14 protein-coding genes are annotated in these 17,003 nt (G+C 34.2%); 9 read left to right on the plus strand and 5 right to left on the minus strand.

Translation table 11 applies throughout. The features are described 5' to 3' along the window. The first annotated feature begins 312 nt into the window (after positions 1–312). Together E0W69_RS01975 and E0W69_RS01980 are read left to right on the plus strand one after the other, a co-directional pair. Positions 313–1,662, plus strand: coding sequence for a DUF4270 family protein (locus E0W69_RS01975; RefSeq protein WP_131328357.1), 1,350 nt, complete (start codon positions 313–315; stop codon positions 1,660–1,662). Positions 1,663–1,678: 16 nt separating this feature from the next. Then, complete coding sequence (locus E0W69_RS01980) at positions 1,679–2,992, plus strand: hypothetical protein (RefSeq protein ID WP_131328358.1); 1,314 nt, start codon at positions 1,679–1,681, stop codon at positions 2,990–2,992. A gap of 40 nt (positions 2,993–3,032) precedes the next feature. Here E0W69_RS01980 and E0W69_RS01985 read toward each other — a convergent pair whose 3' ends face one another. Next, complete coding sequence (locus E0W69_RS01985) at positions 3,033–3,749, minus strand: DUF4197 domain-containing protein (protein ID WP_131328359.1); 717 nt, start codon at positions 3,747–3,749, stop codon at positions 3,033–3,035. 119 nt (positions 3,750–3,868) lie between these two features. Here E0W69_RS01985 and trxB point away from each other — a divergent pair, with 119 nt between their 5' ends. Further along, complete coding sequence (gene trxB, locus E0W69_RS01990) at positions 3,869–4,819, plus strand: thioredoxin-disulfide reductase (RefSeq protein ID WP_131328360.1); 951 nt, start codon at positions 3,869–3,871, stop codon at positions 4,817–4,819. A gap of 42 nt (positions 4,820–4,861) precedes the next feature. Next, positions 4,862–5,224, plus strand: a complete 363-nt coding sequence (locus tag E0W69_RS01995) for a dihydroneopterin aldolase (protein ID WP_131328361.1) — start codon at positions 4,862–4,864, stop codon at positions 5,222–5,224. A gap of 103 nt (positions 5,225–5,327) precedes the next feature. On the opposite strand, the gene E0W69_RS02000 is transcribed toward E0W69_RS01995, so the two are convergent. Further along, complete coding sequence (locus tag E0W69_RS02000) at positions 5,328–6,128, minus strand: queuosine precursor transporter (RefSeq protein ID WP_131328362.1); 801 nt, start codon at positions 6,126–6,128, stop codon at positions 5,328–5,330. A gap of 448 nt (positions 6,129–6,576) precedes the next feature. On the opposite strand from E0W69_RS02000, the gene E0W69_RS02005 reads away from it, so the two are divergent. From E0W69_RS02005 to glgB, 5 genes are read left to right on the plus strand one after another with little or no spacing between them, the layout of a single operon-like run. Then, positions 6,577–9,069, plus strand: coding sequence for a YfhO family protein (locus tag E0W69_RS02005; protein ID WP_131328363.1), 2,493 nt, complete (start codon positions 6,577–6,579; stop codon positions 9,067–9,069). A gap of 3 nt (positions 9,070–9,072) precedes the next feature. Beyond that, a complete protein-coding gene (locus E0W69_RS02010) occupies positions 9,073–10,203 on the plus strand; it encodes a glycosyltransferase family 4 protein (protein ID WP_131328364.1) in 1,131 nt (376 codons plus the stop codon). Positions 10,204–10,257: 54 nt separating this feature from the next. After that, positions 10,258–11,661: an exodeoxyribonuclease VII large subunit gene (gene xseA / locus E0W69_RS02015; protein ID WP_131328365.1), complete on the plus strand. Its 1,404-nt coding sequence runs from the start codon at positions 10,258–10,260 to the stop codon at positions 11,659–11,661. Then, complete coding sequence (gene xseB / locus E0W69_RS02020; RefSeq protein WP_131328366.1) at positions 11,651–11,872, plus strand: exodeoxyribonuclease VII small subunit; 222 nt, start codon at positions 11,651–11,653, stop codon at positions 11,870–11,872. Before xseA ends, xseB begins: the two co-directional genes overlap by 11 nt. Before the next feature lie 23 nt (positions 11,873–11,895). After that, a complete protein-coding gene (gene glgB / locus E0W69_RS02025; RefSeq protein WP_131328367.1) occupies positions 11,896–13,851 on the plus strand; it encodes a 1,4-alpha-glucan branching protein GlgB in 1,956 nt (651 codons plus the stop codon). Here the strand turns inward: glgB and E0W69_RS02030 are convergent. From E0W69_RS02030 to E0W69_RS02040, 3 genes are read right to left on the minus strand one after another with little or no spacing between them, the layout of a single operon-like run. Next, complete coding sequence (locus E0W69_RS02030) at positions 13,832–14,911, minus strand: DUF5074 domain-containing protein (RefSeq protein WP_131328368.1); 1,080 nt, start codon at positions 14,909–14,911, stop codon at positions 13,832–13,834. The genes glgB and E0W69_RS02030 overlap by 20 nt on opposite strands. A 7-nt stretch (positions 14,912–14,918) precedes the next feature. After that, complete coding sequence (locus E0W69_RS02035; protein ID WP_131328369.1) at positions 14,919–15,845, minus strand: PKD domain-containing protein; 927 nt, start codon at positions 15,843–15,845, stop codon at positions 14,919–14,921. Between the two features lie 13 nt (positions 15,846–15,858). Continuing rightward, positions 15,859–17,001, minus strand: a complete 1,143-nt coding sequence (locus E0W69_RS02040) for a YncE family protein (protein WP_131328370.1) — start codon at positions 16,999–17,001, stop codon at positions 15,859–15,861. Positions 17,002–17,003: the final 2 nt, after the last annotated feature.

Genomic DNA, 17,003 nt, shown 5'->3' on the forward strand with positions numbered 1-17,003 from the left:
ACAAAAGTTCCGCAAATGTAAAAATTTATTGAATTTGACTGCAAATTAAATGTAAAAAAAAAACTAAAGTGTTAAATAATCGAATATTTGCTAAATAAACTCCGTGAAAAACAAGAAACACGATACTTTTAATTTTTTTTTGAGATATTTGCCTCCATTTTAATATAGATCTGAGTTTTTTTATATTTGAATTGCATATTGTTTAATTTTATTTCATAAATAAAAGTGAATTTATCAAAATTTAAATAGCATAATTATTTTATTTCGATTTAGCTATTTACTTTGCTTAGATAATTACTATTGAATCATAGAATGAATAAGTTGAGAAAACGTTTTTTTTACTTTGCAGTGGCATTTTGCGCTATTGCTGTGGTCGCTCTTTCGTGTAATAAAGCCAATATTGATTTTGGTAGTCAGTGGCTAGATAATGATTATACTAAAGTGATATATGTCGATACTTTTAGTGCCAATATATCAACGGTGTATTTGGATTCGTTCAGTACTTCTGGTACCGGATATGGCGTTGCTGGCGTATATAAAGACCCACAATTTGGAACCGTAAATGCTTCTTGTTTTGCACAGTTTGAGCCGCCTACGTATTCTTCCTCTGCAATTGACACATATCGTTATGCAACGTTTGACTCTCTGACATTATTATTGAAAATGAAGGGCGGAAATTATGGCGATACTACTAAGAATCTCACATTGAGTGTTAATCAATTGAGTCAAAATATTCAATTATTTAACAATCAGACTTCTTTCTATAATACTACGAGTTTTCCCTTTAATACTTCTGTTTTGGGAACAAAAACCTTTTCACTAAAAATAGGTTCTCCACTAACTGGAGATACATTGTCCATCCGGTTGAGTGATGCCTTAGGAAACGAATTTCTTAGTATGCTAAAATCTGGAAGTTCAAACATTCAAAGTGCTACACAATTTGTAAATTACTTTAAAGGGCTACGTATTTCAGGATCAGGTACCGATGGATTTATGATTAATTTTTCTGATAGTATTGCAATGAGACTTTATTATCACTCACCCGGTCAGACGATAAATCAACAGACATATACAACATTTGATCTTTACAACAGTTCTTATCAGTTTAATAATATTACAGTTGATAGATCTGGAACCTTATTGGGGAATCAAAATTTTAGCCACAATAATAATAGTATTCCTTCTGCATTAACAGATAGTTTAACATATTTGCAACCAATTACAAGTTCATTAGTTAAAATTCAATTTCCAACAATTCGTCGTTTGTTGCAATCACCCAATTACTTGCAAGTATCCAGAGCAACACTGACGTTTCAGCCGCAATTTGGAACAAATCTTCCATTTTATGCATTACCACCAAGTTTATATTTATATACAACAGATTATGCAAATGGTCTAGGTACCGCCCTAACTTATAGTTCTAGTGTGCAGACCGGTAGCTTGTATCTCGATCCTACAACTGGTTATAATACTTATACATACGATTTAACAACTTACATTCAAGGTACGGAATTAGCGTCCGAAAATTTGAATCAAAGAGGATTATTAATTTGTCCTCCTACGACTAATTTTAAAACCACATTTAATAGGATGGTAATACCTGATCTGAATGGTCAAACAGGAAAAATTCAATTACAAGTTTATTACATCGCTGCGAAATAAGCGGTAAAATATTTATATGAACCAACGCGATATAAAAGTATTAATTTCCCTTATCTCATTAGTCAGTTTTGGCATAAATAAAAATGTGCAAGCTCAGACTAACGCATCTCCATACAGTATGATAGGAATTGGAGATTTGAACTATAATAATTACGATAGATCCACTGGACTTGGAGGAGCTGGTTTTAGTTTATCTTCTGGCAATTATATGTATATGTCTAATCCTGCATCTTTCGTTGATTTACAAGATCATTATTTTTCTGCTGAATTAGCGGCTAATTTTAAATATGTAAATTATAAAGGACAATCTATAGGAACTGATGCAAATGTTAATTCGAGTGATTTACAATTTCAAAAGTTGTCATTTGGAATAAAGGGTGCTAAATTTTGGGGTATTGGATTTGGTCTCAAGCCTTATAGTAGTATTAATTATAACAATACAACCACTGAAAATGTAGTAGGTTCTAACATTATACAATCAATTAATTTGAGTGGAAATGGAGGATTGCATCAATTTTATTGGTCCAATGCTTTTAGATTATTTAAAGGATTAAATCTTGGTTTAGAGTCAAGTTTTTTGTTCGGTAGTCAGCAATTATCCAAAACCACTTCTTCTAGTTCCGTAGTAAGTTCCGATTTAAATACTACGAATACGAATTATTTCCATAAAATTTATTTCAAAGGTGGTTTACAATATCATACACGTTTATCGAAAGATGTAGCATTAGGTGTCGGTTTAGTAGGTGCTATGAGAACAAGATTACATGGAATTGATACATACGATCTTACCTCTGGAAATCTAGGAACTGTCGGTACTATACCAGTTACATTAGTAAGTGATTCTGGCATTGGAAATTCCAATTTTTATTTGCCTCAAATGTTAGGTGGTGGTGTTTCCGTAAAATACAAAAATGCTTGGACATTTAATGCAGATTATCAAAGACAAAATTGGTCTTCAGCAAATAATAGTGGCGGACTATCCTACACATTTGCCAATTCACAGAGAATATCTGGAGGTGTGGAATATGCTAAAATGACTACCGTTATTCAAAACGGTAATGTGTTTAGCTACGAAAAATATTATTATCAATTAGGTGGTTTTTATAATGAAGGTAATCTTATCGTAAGAGACCGAAGAATAAATGACTTTGGCGTTACAATGGGATTCGGCGTTAATTCGAAATATACACCATTGGGATATTTATTTAATGTGCAGGTGGGAAGCCGAGGAACTACTGCGAATAGCTTAATCAAAGAAAATTATATCCAAATAGGTGTCGTTCTATCTTATCGAGATTTATGGCATAACAACAGTTTCATAAGAGACTAGCAAATAAAAAACCATCCGAAAGGATGGTTTTTTATTTGCATTAACTTTTTTGTCCGAATACTTTTTTCAAAATATCCGTAGTCCTTGCGACGGGATTCTCTCGAATGTTCAATTCTTCTTTTCCAATTTGGTCAAACAAAGCTTCAACAGTTTTCTGAGCAACATAATCAGTTAGATCAGGATTGATTTTGTTTTTTATCAAAGGAATTTTATTATAGGTATTGGCTATTTGGTCATAATATTTCGTTGCATCTGTTTTTTGTAAAGACGTATTAATAGAAGGCTTGAAGGCTGTGATTAATTGATTCGTAGTTTTGTCTTTGAAATAATTAGTAATGGAATTGTTGCCACCTTTGACCAATTTCAAAGCATCTGTTACCGTCATTTGCTTCACCGCATTGACAAAAATAGGTTTGGCAAATCCAACTGCATCTTCAGCAGAGCGATTTATTTGCAAGACAGCTTTATCCACTGCACTACCCAAACCAATTGATTTTAGAGTAGAAACAACATTTTGAGCATCTTGAGGTAAAAATATTTTGTACGCTTGATCTCCAAAAAAGCCGTTGGTTTTGTTTAGATTGGTAACTCCTGCAAGTATCCCATTTAAAAGTGTTTGCTGTATGCCAGTTTGCGCATCGCTTTGGGTAATTGTGCCGCTAGTACTGATGCCAGGAATACTGCTTTGTAATTTATTGACAGAATCGCAAGAGGCAATTGTGAAACATAAGCAGAGTGGTAAAATGAGTTTTTTCATCTATGAAATTTTATATAAATATTAATAATCAACATCTATTCCAAAATAGGTGGAAACTATCGTATAAAATGGCTTTTTTCAAGTAAATTTGCAAAGTTTATTAAAGAAAGGAAATTGTTATGAGTGAAAATAAGGTAGAAAAAGTAAAATGTTTGATTATAGGTTCTGGTCCTGCAGGTTATACTGCGGCTATTTATGCGGCTAGAGCTAATATGCATCCAGTGGTTTACCAAGGATTGCAACCTGGTGGTCAATTGACCATTACGACAGAAGTAGAAAATTTCCCTGGCTACCCAGAAGGCGCTATGGGACCTGATATTATGGTGGATTTGGAAAAACAAGCGCAAAAAATGGGTGCAGATATTCGTTATGGTATCGCAACCAAAGTTGATTTTTCTGGTCCTATACACAAAGTTGAAATCGATGAAGAAAAATGGATCGAAGCTGAGTCTGTCATCATTTCTACAGGTGCTACCGCTAAATGGTTGGGATTGGAAAGCGAACAACGTTTAAATGGTTATGGCGTAAGTGCCTGTGCCGTTTGTGATGGCTTTTTCTTTAAAAATCAAGAAGTTGCGATCGTTGGTGCAGGGGATACGGCGTGTGAAGATGCTTTATATTTATCCAAATTAGCTACTACGGTACATATGATCGTACGTAAGGGCGAAAATGGAATGAAGGCAAGTAAAATCATGCAAGATCGTGTGAAGAATACGCCAAATATCAAAATCTATTGGAATTCTGAAACTTTGGAAGTCGTTGGAAAGGATAAAACAGAAGCTGTAAAAATAAAAAATACAGAAACGGGTGCAGAAACTGAAATACCTGTTAACGCATTTTTCGTAGCGATCGGTCATACGCCTAATAGTCAAATATTCAAAGATATTCTTGATATGGATGAAACAGGATATATCAATACAATTCCTGGATCCTCTAAAACCAATGTTGCAGGTGTATTTGCGGCAGGTGATGTACAAGATAAAACCTATCGTCAAGCAATTACAGCGGCCGCGAGTGGTTGTATGGCAGCTTTGGATGCGGAAAGATATTTGACCGAAATCGGTGCATAGTCTAGTGCAGAATTTCTGAATTTGTAAACGGAAGATAATTATATGTTGAAAATAGAATTAAAAAATTTATTATTCAGAGCTAACCACGGATTATATGAAGCTGAAAAGCGATTAGGCGGTTCTTTTGAGGTGGATTTGTGGTTGACGTATTCGCCCAAAATGATGCCCGTAACAGATATTAATGACACCATTGATTATTCTGCAGTATTTGACGTAGTCAAAGAAAGAATGAATCAACCTGAAGAACTATTGGAAACGTTGGTAACCAAATTGGCATTTGAAATTTTAGAAAAATTTGCTTTGGCAAATGAAGTATATGTTCGTGTGAATAAAATTCATCCACCGATTCCTGTTTTTTCAGGAAGCGCAGGTGTGAGTTATCAGGTGAGAAGAGATGAATTGTGATTTATAAATTATGAATGATAATTTTCAAGAGAAAAACGGTTAGAATACAATTCTAACCGTTTTTTATGTCATATTTCATAACTTATCATTCCTAATTCTAACCTCATCCCGCTGTAGGGATATTCAATTCTTCTGGTTCGCCCATGGCATTTTTCTTCATTTTTTCTGCGACATCTTTCCCTAGATATTTTACAATTCTTTTTTCTAAAAGCATGATTACGGGCGTTAATAGTAGAGCAACCACAGCTTTGTAAATATAATTTACTACACCAATAGCGATGACTTGCGTCCAACTCCAATTGTTTCCAATTTTAAATGCTATAATCAAAACGATATAACTATCAATTAGTTGTGAAACTAAAGTAGAGCCCGTCGCCCGTAACCAAATCCATTTATCCCCAGTGATTTTTTTGATTTTATGAAAAACAAATACATCAGTTAATTGGCTAAATAGGAAGGCAACCAAACTACCAATAATGATCCATAGTCCTTGTCCAAATATGGCGCTGAAGGCATTTTGCATATTGTCAACACCTTTGTCTTTATTTGTCCCAATCCAAAAATCAGCAGCAGGCAATTTCATGGAAATGAAAAACATTAAAAATGCATAAGAAATCAAGGAAATGGTTGTGTAACTAATTCGTTTTACTGCTTTTGTACCGTAAAATTCGTTGATGATATCGGTCAATATAAATTCTAATGGCCACAAAACCACACCACAAGTCAGATTGAAAGACAAGCCGCTATGCCCGAAAATCGTGAGATTGGCGGGTTGAAAACCAAATAATTTTTCCAAAGAGAATATTTTGCCACCAATACATTCTGCAATTAATGCATTCGCCACAAAAAAAGCAGAAAAGGCGAGAAATAATTTACTCGATTTATCTTTTAAATAATTGGTCATAGGAGAGAGAAACTAAATGTGATGATTTGGAAAATAAATAGACAAAGGTTGAATAATATTATCCATTTGGATACTTCAATACTTTGTTTTCGGATATATTTTGTTACACAAATTAAGAAAAAGATCCCATTTATAATAGGAGATAAAATACATCCTGCAATCAATATATGACTAACCAAATCTTGTTGCGTTGTGTATAGAAAATATTTCAACAAAAAAGACGCAAGAAAAAAGATATTGTAAATGCTGGTAATTTTTGCCAGAAAGGATAATTTCATTTGAATATTACGCGTTGTCTCAAAAATGGCTAAAGTTACAAGTCTTTTCTTAGGAATGAAATTGTAATGCCGTAAATTAGCAGCGGTCAGTTGTATTTTTTTAAAAAAGTATGATTAGGTTTGCTACTCATTCAAAATGAAGCTAGCGCTTTAAAAATTAATGTTTTCGCATGAAAAATTTTTCTTGGAAGAAAATTGTGCCACATGTCATTGCTATTGTAGTGTTTTTGGTCGTAGCACTGATTTATTGCCGTCCTGCGATGGAAGGTCAGGTCTTACAACAGACGGATGTGATTCACTGGAGAGGTATGGCGCAAGATGCCATAAGTTATAAGGAACAACATGGTCATTTACCCTTGTGGAATACGCACCTATTTAGTGGTATGCCTAACTATCAAGTAGATCAAGAGAGTACTTCTTATCTTCCGGACTTTACAAGTTGGATAAGTTTGGGATTACCGAAACCGATCAGTTTCTTTTTCGTGGCGTGCGTTAGTTTTTATATATTGTCTTTAGCTTTTGGCTTGGATGTGATTATTGCAATTTTAGCAAGTTTAGCATTTGCGTATGCGACTTATGATCCCGTAATTATTATCGCTGGGCATGAGTCCAAGATGAATGCTTTAGCTTATGCGCCTGGTTTGTTTGCGGGTATTTATATGATTTATAAAAAGAAATACTTGCTGGGACTGGTCATTACGATGATATTTTCTACGTTGGAGATTACCGCTGGACACTATCAGATAACCTACTACATGTTCTTAATTGTAGGTATAATGACTTTATATTATATCTATGTTTGGGTAAAAAATAAAGAATTTAAACATCTTGTTTTAGCGCTTGTATTAGCGGGTTTTGGTACGGCTGTAGGTTTAGGTAATATTGCCAAAAGCTTGATGACCACTGCTGAGTATGCAAAATATACAATGCGTGGAGGTAAAACTGTGACTACAACGGAAAATGGTAAAAGTGAAACCACCAAGACTTCCGGATTGGATTTGGATTATGCATTTTCTTATAGTTTAGGTAAAGGAGAAGGTTTGGTTTTAATGATGCCCAATGCTTATGGTGGTAGCTCCATAGAAACTTTTGATGAAGATTCTCATTTGGCATCTGCCTTAAGTGATCTTGGTGCCAATCCGCAGATAGCGAGTCAAGTACCTAAATATTGGGGTGGAATCAATCCCTCCACTGCAGGACCTCCGTACTCTGGTGCATTGATTTGTTTCTTAGCCGTAATAGGTTTGGCGGTTTTGAATAAAGAATCTGATAAATGGTGGATGTTTGCTTCAATCATTTTCGGATTGATATTGTCATTTGGTAGTTATTTACCTGGGATTAATGGACTTTTATTCAAAGTCCTTCCGATGTATAACAAATTTAGAGCTCCTTCTATGGCATTGGTAATTCCACAATTTGTATTGCCGTTAATGGCTGGCGTGACTTTGCAAAAAATATTTTACGCTGTAGGCGAACAGGAATATTTGAATAAAAATTTCAAAAAAATATTATACGCAGCGGGTGGTTTATTTGCGATAGCGTTATTGGTTTATGTATTTAATGATTTTACAAGTCCAATGGATGAGCAATTGAAATCTGCATTTGGTGGAGCAGACAAAGCAAGTCCATTGATCAATGGCATTATCAAAGATCGTAAAGGAATGTTTGCAAGTGGATTGGGACATGCTTTATTATTTGGACTAATTGCTTTAGGAGGTATTTTCTTATACGTTAGAAAAATAGCGAAACCAGCGGTAATTATTGCTGTATTTTTAGTGATCAATATGATTGACTTATTACGTATAGATAGCAAATATTTGAATAGTGAAAATTTTGTGGAAAATAGTGATTTGCAAAGTCAAGCGTTCTCTGCAACTCCAGCAGAGCAACAGGTACTTTTGGATAAATCTCCACACTATAGAGTTTTGAATTTGGTTGGTGGTAATCCATTTAATGATGCTGTTACTTCTTATTATTTTAGATCCATTGGCGGTTATCATCCTGCGAAATTGCGTATCTATCAAGACGTTATTGAAAATCAATTTTCCAAACCAAGTGGTGGTTTGAACATGGCGGTTTTGAATATGTTGGATACTAAATATATCTTAACGCAAGATCAGCAGGCTGCTGCAAATCCACAACAACAAGGTGGTCAAGGTGTTGTACAACAAAATCCAGAAGCACTTGGCGCTGCTTGGTTTGTGAAGAATATTCAATATGTAAATTCTTCTGCAGATGCCTTGAATGCATTAGGAACGTTTGATCCTAAAACCACAGCGATTATTGAAAATAGTAATAAAGCAAATGCAGCAAGCCCCAACTATGATAGTACGGCGACGATACAATTGGATAAATATGATAACGACACGATTCGCTATACTACAAATGCAAAATCCAATCAGTTTGCCGTTATGAGTGAAGTTTATTATCCAGCTGGATGGAACGCTTATATAGATGGAAAGGAAACCAATTATGTAAGTGCCAACTATGTATTGCGCGGTATCAATGTTCCTGCTGGTAAGCATACTGTTGAGTTCAAATTTGAACCAAAATCTGCCATCGTAGGACAAAAAGTGATCTACGCTTCCAATGCTATTTTCTACATAGTTTTAGTTTTGAGTATTGTCGGTTTAGTTAAAAAAAGAAAATCAGAAGTCGCTTAACGCATGGATGATGTTCAGATAAAAATACTTTCTATAGCTCCCTATCGCTTTATTCCTGCCAGATTTGGTGGACATAAAGCGATAGCTTTTTTGTATAAATATCTGTCTCTGATAACGAGTTTTCAAGCGGTAACAGTTGTTAGCCAATATGAAAAAACGGACTTAGTGCAATATTCAACTTTTCCCATTTTGAGTGATAGCGTATTGCGTTATGCTAATATTTTTTCAATTCGTAAAATTGGTAAAATTATAAAATCTGAGAAGATTACGCATATTATGACAGAGCATCCATATCTGGGTTGGATGTTGTATTTGATTCGAATATTTTATAGTAAAAAAATTATAGTTCGTTCGCATAATATAGAAGCGTTACGTTTCAAATCTATAGGGAAATTTTGGTGGAAGATTCTGTATTTATATGAAGCATGGGTGTATAAAATGGCGGATTTGGTCGTCTTTATAACGCCTGAAGATCGCAATTTTGCTATTCAAAATTTTGGAGTAAAACCAGAAAAATCGAGCGTTATTACTTACGGAATGGACCTTCCTTCCAATTATTCCAATGAATGGAAAACTGCTGCACATTCCAATATTTTGGCGGAAAATCAACTAAGTTCCTCCACGAGAATTTTACTTTTTAATGGTGATTTTGGATACAAACCCAACTTGGATGCTTTGATATTATTGGTGGAGGATGTTTTACCTAAATTAAATCAAACAATCATTGATTTTAAATTGGTTGTTTGCGGTAAATCAATACCTGAAACTATTACAACAAATACAGAAAAAAATATTATAGTAAAAGGTTTTGTTGACGATATTCAAATGTATTTTGGAGGAGCCAATGTATTCATCAATCCGATATTTGATGGTGGTGGTATTAAGACGAAATTAGTAGAAGCATTGTCATTTAACACACCGGCAGTCTCCTTTGTTAGCGGCGCTATTGGTATTCCTACAAACGTGATTGGTAGAAATTTACAAGTGGTAGAGGATCGTAATGTCGACGCGATGGTGCTAGCAATACAACAACAATTAATACTCACGCCAAATTTACCATCTTCATTTTTTACCTATTTTTCTTGGAAAAATATCGCTCAGAGCATGCTCAATGATATTCGTAAAATAGGTTAAAAATTTTATATATATTGATAGAATTTTGCTAACTTCGGACAAACCATCTCAGTTATGGCAGAAACGATTGGAGATAGAAAGATTTTTTCCCTATTAGATGTCAATAAAAGCATCCGAAAAACACTGGTAGAACGTTATAGTTCTAGCTTTTGGGTGACTGCTGAGATGAATAAACTCAATCATTATACACACTCTGGACATGCATATCCTGAGTTGGTTGAAAAGCAAGATAGTAAAGTCGTCGCCTTGATGAATGCGCATCTTTGGAAGGCAGACTATGAAAGAATCAATCAAAAATTCCTCCATGTATTGCAAGAACCTTTAAAAAATGGTATCAAAATATTGTTTCTTGCATCGATCAATTATGATCCAGTGTATGGGATGAGTCTTTGGATCAAAGATATTGATCCGTCCTATTCACTAGGTGAGTTAGAAAAGGAAAAAAAAGAAACGATGGATAGGTTGGTGAGTGAAGGATTGTTTGATCTCAATAAGCAATTACCAATGCCACTTTTACCGAAGCGTATAGCAGTGATTAGTGTAGAGACAAGTAAAGGGTTTGCTGATTTTTTGAAAGTTTTAAATAATAATCCATTTAACTATAATTTTTTCCATTTTTTGTTTCCTGCCTTGTTGCAAGGTGATCGTTCAGTGCCTTCTATAATAAGGGCTTTGAAGGAAATTTATAAAGTTAAGGAGCATTTTGATATTGTAGCAATTATTCGTGGTGGTGGAGGAGATGTGGGGCTTTCTTCCTATAATAATTATAAATTGTCGTCTGCTATCGCACGTTTTCCAATACCAATTATAACGGGTATTGGTCACTCAACCAATGAAACTGTTTCTGAAATTGTATCCTATAAAAATGCGATTACACCGACAGAGTTAGCAGATTGGCTTATTCAAATATTTCACAATTTTTCTGTTCCTCTAGCAGACTATGAAAAAACTATAGTGACTCAAGCATCACAACTATTGAAAGATTATAAAAGCGAATTGTCTGAATACATAAGATTATTTCATTCTATTACAAAAAGCAGTTTGACTATTTCAGAAAATAATATTCAAATAAATAAGGAAAAACTCGCTATTTTGTCTCAAAATATCTGGAAGACCGTCAAGAATGAATTAAATAGTGTAGGGAAAAATTATGTTTTTAATGCAAAAAAGTCTTTGCAAACTACACAGATTTATTTGAAAACGGCGTCTTTGAATTTCACTAAAGTTAGTAGTAAGTTGGTGCAAGAAGAAACTAAAAAAATACTCATTGAAGAAGGAAAAGTAAAACTATTAAATCCCGAGAATGTATTAAAAAGAGGATTTACGATGACATACTTAAATGAAGGAAATACTTTGGATGTTTCTCATATTAAGGATGGCGATACGATTGTAACTCAAACTAATTTTGGGAAAATTGAATCTATTGTAAATAAAATAAATGTAAAAAATGGAAAATGAAATTTCCTATGCGGAAGCTTTTGAAGAGTTGCAAATGATCGTTTCTGATATGGAAAATGGAGAAATTTCCATTGATGAATTATCTTCTAAAGTGCGACGTGCATCTTTATTAATCAAGGTGTGTAAGGAAAAAATTAGTTCTACAGAAGAAGATGTACAACAGATACTGAAAGAATTAGATGATAAGAAAAATATAGAAACGGACTATTAATTTATAGTTGAAAAGATACAACGATGAACCAAATACAGAAATACGAACAAGAAAATTTTATTGATACTTCCAAATCAGTTTGGAACTTTTCCTTATTCACAGAAGAAGATATTCGAAATTTTCAAGGTGGAACACACTATCGTATTTATGAGCAATTTGGAAATCATTTAATTACAGTCCTTTCAACTAATGGTATTTATTTTTCCGTTTGGGCACCATCAGCCAAATGTGTTTCAGTAATTGGCAATTTTAATAATTGGGATAAAAATGCACATTCTCTTAATCCAAGGATGGATAATTCAGGTATTTGGGAAGGATTTATTCCTAATTTGAATCTTTCGGAAAACTATAAATATACTATTGAAACTAGTGACGGTGATTTCATTGAGAAAAGTGATCCGCTCGCTAATTTCTGGGAATTACGTCCTAGTTCGTCTACTCTAACTTGGAATTTGGACTATGATTGGCAAGATAAAAAATGGATGTCTGAAAGAAAAGAACGTAATAGTTTGACGTCTCCATTTTCCATATACGAAGTGCATCTCGGTAGTTGGATGCGACCAGATAAGCATGATGAAACTAGATATAATTCGTATTTAGATTTGATACATTTATTAGTTCCTTATGTAAAAAAAATGCATTTTACCCATGTTGAGATAATGCCTGTGATGGAATATCCCTTTGATGGGAGCTGGGGCTATCAATGTTTGGGTTTTTTTGCACCGACAAGTAGATTTGGCTCTCCTCAGGAATTTATGCAATTGATTGATGCCTTTCATGATGCTGAGATTGGTGTAATATTAGATTGGGTGCCATCACATTTCCCCGGTGATGCTCACGGACTATATAAATTTGATGGATCGCATGTATATGAATATGCAGACACTAGAAAAGGATATCATCCTGATTGGAACTCATATATATTTAACTATGGAAGGGGAGAAGTGCGAAGTTTTCTAATAAGTAGTGCACGCTTTTGGTGTGATCTTTTTCATGCAGATGGATTGAGAGTAGATGCGGTCAGTTCTGTTATTAAATTAGATTATAGTCGTGAAGAAGGGGAATGGGAACGTAATCAATACGGAGGTAATGGTAATATTGAAGCAATTCAATTTGTAAAAGATTTGAATGAAATGCTTTATAGAGATTTTCCAGATATTCAAACTATTGCAGAAGAATCCACCGACTGGCCTGGAGTTAGCAAACCTTTGTATGATGAGGGATTAGGATTTGGGATGAAATGGATGATGGGCTGGATGCATGATACTTTGGATTATTTTCAATTAGATCCTATCGAAAGAAGATATCATCAAAATGATTTGACTTTTAGTTTGATGTATTATTATGATGAGAATTTTGTATTGCCTTTGAGTCACGATGAAGTGGTACACGGTAAAAGCCCTATTTTGTATAAAATGAATGGGGATGAATGGCAGAAAGCGGCAAATCTTCGGTTAATGTATACATATATGTATTTGCATCCAGGCGCAAAATTGTTGTTTATGGGTAATGAGTTTGGGGCTACGAATGAATGGAATTATAGTTCTGAGCTACAATGGGAATTATTGCAATATGAACTCCATAAAGGAATTCAAAATTGTGTTACCGATTTGAATCAGTTATTACTTGAAAATGAATGTTTATATTCCTCTCAATTTTTACCAGAAGGCTTTGAATGGTTGGATATTGATCATGTAAATGAGAGTGTTATATCTTTTAAGCGAAAATATCAAGAAGAAGAAATTATTGTGATTTTAAATATGACTCCTGTTGTGAGGAATGATTGGTATGTCACGCTTCTTAATACGTATGACTATAAAGAAGTATTTAATTCAAATGATCGTAGTTATTGGGGGTCTGGAGATGTATTTAATCCGATAGTGAGGAGTGAAAAAAAAGAAGGGCAGCAAGATCTAATAGTAAATCTGCCGCCCTTAGCTGGTATTGTTTTAAAGAAAATTAGTTGTGAAAAACAATAGTCGAAGGAAAATAATAACCACTATATTCTATTGTGTTTTCTAAATTTCCCGTAAAAGCGTTATAAAAATATAGAAAATTATTGCTTCCATATTGCGGTGATACAGCAATAGCAATGATCTGATTTGTTGACTTGTCATATCTTACGCCACAACCGTAAAAATATTTTCCGTCTGGTAACGTGATAAATGCACTTGATATGGAAGAGCTGCTTCCATCTGTATATTTGTAAATCTTATTATCCGAAGTGGCTACAAACACGGCGTTTTCTTTAGTGGAGGCTGTGATGGAGCTAGGTGTCCAGCTGTATTCATTATACAGAGGAGAAGATGGTAAGGCTATACTAGCAGTATCTAATGTAGAGGCATTGATGGTTATAATTCCGCTAGCCGTTTCTCCTACAATTTTTCCATTAGGGAGTGTAGCAAAACCTTGTAAAACACTTGTATAAGTTTTGCTTAGTGACCAATCTGATTTTTTAACTATATAAGTTCCTGCAGAAGATGCTGCAAAAATATAGTTATCTGTATTGACCATTTCTCCAATTTCAGAACTCGGGATCGCAGAAATATTGTTACCTAATGCATGAGTCGTTGTATTCAATCTATAAACACCTTCTGATGTACTCACCAATCCCAATGTATCATTGATACCTACAAATGCTCTCCAATCTTTACCTGTGATTCTGTATTTTTCTTTTAATGTGCTTTCGTCCGCGACTACAAAATTAGCACCAGTTGTGGAGCCATAATCAGCTTTAACTGAGAGGTAAATATTATGATTATATATGGTTCCAAACTCTAAAGTTTGTGTGTTGTCGCTCGGGATGGTAGTTCCATTTGCTGTATCGTATACCGCATATTTCAATTTGGAGGAATCGTAAGAGTAATAATTAAGGTCTCCAAACGTAGCGCCATATGAACCTTCATTAATCGTAAAAAAACCATTTTTATATGGTCCATCGTTTGTTGTTTCTGCACTATTCGAAGCGTCATTTTTAGAACATGCCGCGAAAGTGATTATTCCACCAATCAGGAATAATTTGGATAAATTTTTAATCATAGTTGTTTTATTTATTTAATATATGTAAATCTGCTGCTCCTTTTACTTCTGTAGATACTTCGCCAAGACTTCCTCCATTTGCCAATTGACCAGTATACACTTTGACAAAATCGATATATTTTAATGTTATACTTTTGCCACTGCTATCACGCGCCCAGCCGATGTCAAAACTATTATATTGATTTTTGCTATAATTATCATATCCATTAGGATCTAATCCTGTTGAGTAGCTGTCACTATACCCCCAACTAAAACCTAGATTCTTGACAAATCCATTAGTAGTGATTGTTTTGGGTAAAAGGGATCCTGTAAATGTGATTGAATCTTGGTTATTTGCAAAAAGTGGATAATAGTTTTGTAGATGAAATGCATTGACTAAAACAGAATCTTTATTACCTTGGTTGTCCTTCCAAGGCACATTTGCGTATTTGTTAGGGTTGTAATAAGTAACGGAATAATTTTTAATGGTAGTGGTACTATCATAATTGCTTCCAGCTAACTCGTACCAACTATCATCTGCGATGCCATTATTGTTGGCATCATAACTTACTAGTACTATTCCTGGTTCACTCCAGCCATTGTAAGGGTTGCCATAAATCGCGAGATCTGCTCCTGTTGTATCTTGTATGCTATGATCAAATTGAAAAATAACATAACCTCCAAATGCTCCTAAACTAATCATATTGGATACTGGTTTTCCGATAATTCCTTTTGCTGAAGTGTCAGTACCAATACTCGTGTTGATAAATTGACCTGGCGCAGGAGTATAGTCTAACACCTGAGAAATATATGCAGAGCTTGTATCGTTAGATAGTCTGGGGGTATATGTTTGCGTAGTAGTTTCTGGCGTGATTTTATTATCTTCCTTAGAACAGGAATAGATACCTATACTAAGAAGTAGAGTTGCAAGTGATAAATATTTTTTGATTTTCATAATTTGTTTTTGATTATTTTTTTAATAGTGCAAAATGGCCTGGGATCTGCCCCCCTGTAGCACTCCATTTTTTTGTTCCTTGTGCATTGAAGCAATATACCGTTCCAGATGTTTGGTAATCTTTTGCGTCAGTAACGTATACATCTCCATTACTAGGATTGACTAATAAACCATATGGAAGAGTAATTTGCGAATTAGTTCCATCTGAGATAAAACTTTCACTATTGATAGTATTGGTGGTTAAATTTATTTTTAAATATTGAATACTTGTTATAGTTCCGGTTTGGTTACTATAAGGCGTTCCAATAATATAAGCTGTATTATTATATATGTCAAAATTGCTCACAGATACATCAATTGAATCTTGTACAGTATTTGAATTGCCATTAATGATAAATAGTTTAGATCTAATCTGGTTATAGTCACCTCTAGAGGATACATAGATTAAGCTGTTGTTAACTTTTACTTGATTAAGATTGATAGCTACATTAAGCGTTTTGGTGACCGTAAAAGTATTCAGATCAATAATAGAAACTGTGTGGTCGTAATTATCAGGATTATATCCTCCTGAATTGGCTACATACAGTTGATTATTATATACAGCAATTCCATCTGGTTGCCTTCCAACTTCTACTGTATTGATTATATTGTAGTTGGTTGTATCCAACTCTACAACTATACCATCTGCATTATTACTATCTCCAGTGGTACTTGTACTAATATCTCTATTGTATGCTGTGATGTATGCTTTCCCATTTGCAAAGCAAATATTACGCGCATTTTTTATAGTTGTTTCTCCTAAATGTTTTGCTGTCGCAGCATCCATAATTTCAACTTTATTGCTCATATTAATGACCGCATACATTTTACTTCCATATATCTGAATGTCGTTTCCGACATCTCCAAGTTCTTTGACTACTGTCGGGTTGATATAAGGATAAATATTACTATAGTATTTCTGCGCGCTAAAGTCTACATAGTCAATTGTGCTTCTATTTTCGCTCATGTTTCCTTCATTGAGTATGTAAAGCCTTTGATATACATTTGAAGTGTCGCTAATGGCTTGAGTGCTGACCTCTTGCGTGTTATTTGTTTCTTTTTTACAACCAATGATTAACTGGAGTAAGGATATGATGAGTATTATTTTTATTTTCATAT

It is taken from the genome of Rhizosphaericola mali, from assembly GCF_004337365.2.
Taxonomy (GTDB): domain Bacteria; phylum Bacteroidota; class Bacteroidia; order Chitinophagales; family Chitinophagaceae; genus Rhizosphaericola; species Rhizosphaericola mali.

Bases quoted from the DNA above. Each gene is read 5' to 3' on its own strand.
- E0W69_RS01975 (WP_131328357.1), top strand. From the start codon at position 313: ATGAATAAGTTGAGAAAACGTTTTTTTTACTTTGCAGTGGCATTTTGC.
- E0W69_RS01980 (WP_131328358.1), top strand. From the start codon at position 1,679: ATGAACCAACGCGATATAAAAGTATTAATTTCCCTTATCTCATTAGTC.
- E0W69_RS01985 (WP_131328359.1), bottom strand. From the start codon at position 3,749: ATGAAAAAACTCATTTTACCACTCTGCTTATGTTTCACAATTGCCTCT.
- trxB (WP_131328360.1), top strand. From the start codon at position 3,869: ATGAGTGAAAATAAGGTAGAAAAAGTAAAATGTTTGATTATAGGTTCT.
- E0W69_RS01995 (WP_131328361.1), top strand. From the start codon at position 4,862: ATGTTGAAAATAGAATTAAAAAATTTATTATTCAGAGCTAACCACGGA.
- E0W69_RS02000 (WP_131328362.1), bottom strand. From the start codon at position 6,128: ATGACCAATTATTTAAAAGATAAATCGAGTAAATTATTTCTCGCCTTT.
- E0W69_RS02005 (WP_131328363.1), top strand. From the start codon at position 6,577: ATGAAAAATTTTTCTTGGAAGAAAATTGTGCCACATGTCATTGCTATT.
- E0W69_RS02010 (WP_131328364.1), top strand. From the start codon at position 9,073: ATGGATGATGTTCAGATAAAAATACTTTCTATAGCTCCCTATCGCTTT.
- xseA (WP_131328365.1), top strand. From the start codon at position 10,258: ATGGCAGAAACGATTGGAGATAGAAAGATTTTTTCCCTATTAGATGTC.
- xseB (WP_131328366.1), top strand. From the start codon at position 11,651: ATGGAAAATGAAATTTCCTATGCGGAAGCTTTTGAAGAGTTGCAAATG.
- glgB (WP_131328367.1), top strand. From the start codon at position 11,896: ATGAACCAAATACAGAAATACGAACAAGAAAATTTTATTGATACTTCC.
- E0W69_RS02030 (WP_131328368.1), bottom strand. From the start codon at position 14,911: ATGATTAAAAATTTATCCAAATTATTCCTGATTGGTGGAATAATCACT.
- E0W69_RS02035 (WP_131328369.1), bottom strand. From the start codon at position 15,845: ATGAAAATCAAAAAATATTTATCACTTGCAACTCTACTTCTTAGTATA.
- E0W69_RS02040 (WP_131328370.1), bottom strand. From the start codon at position 17,001: ATGAAAATAAAAATAATACTCATCATATCCTTACTCCAGTTAATCATT.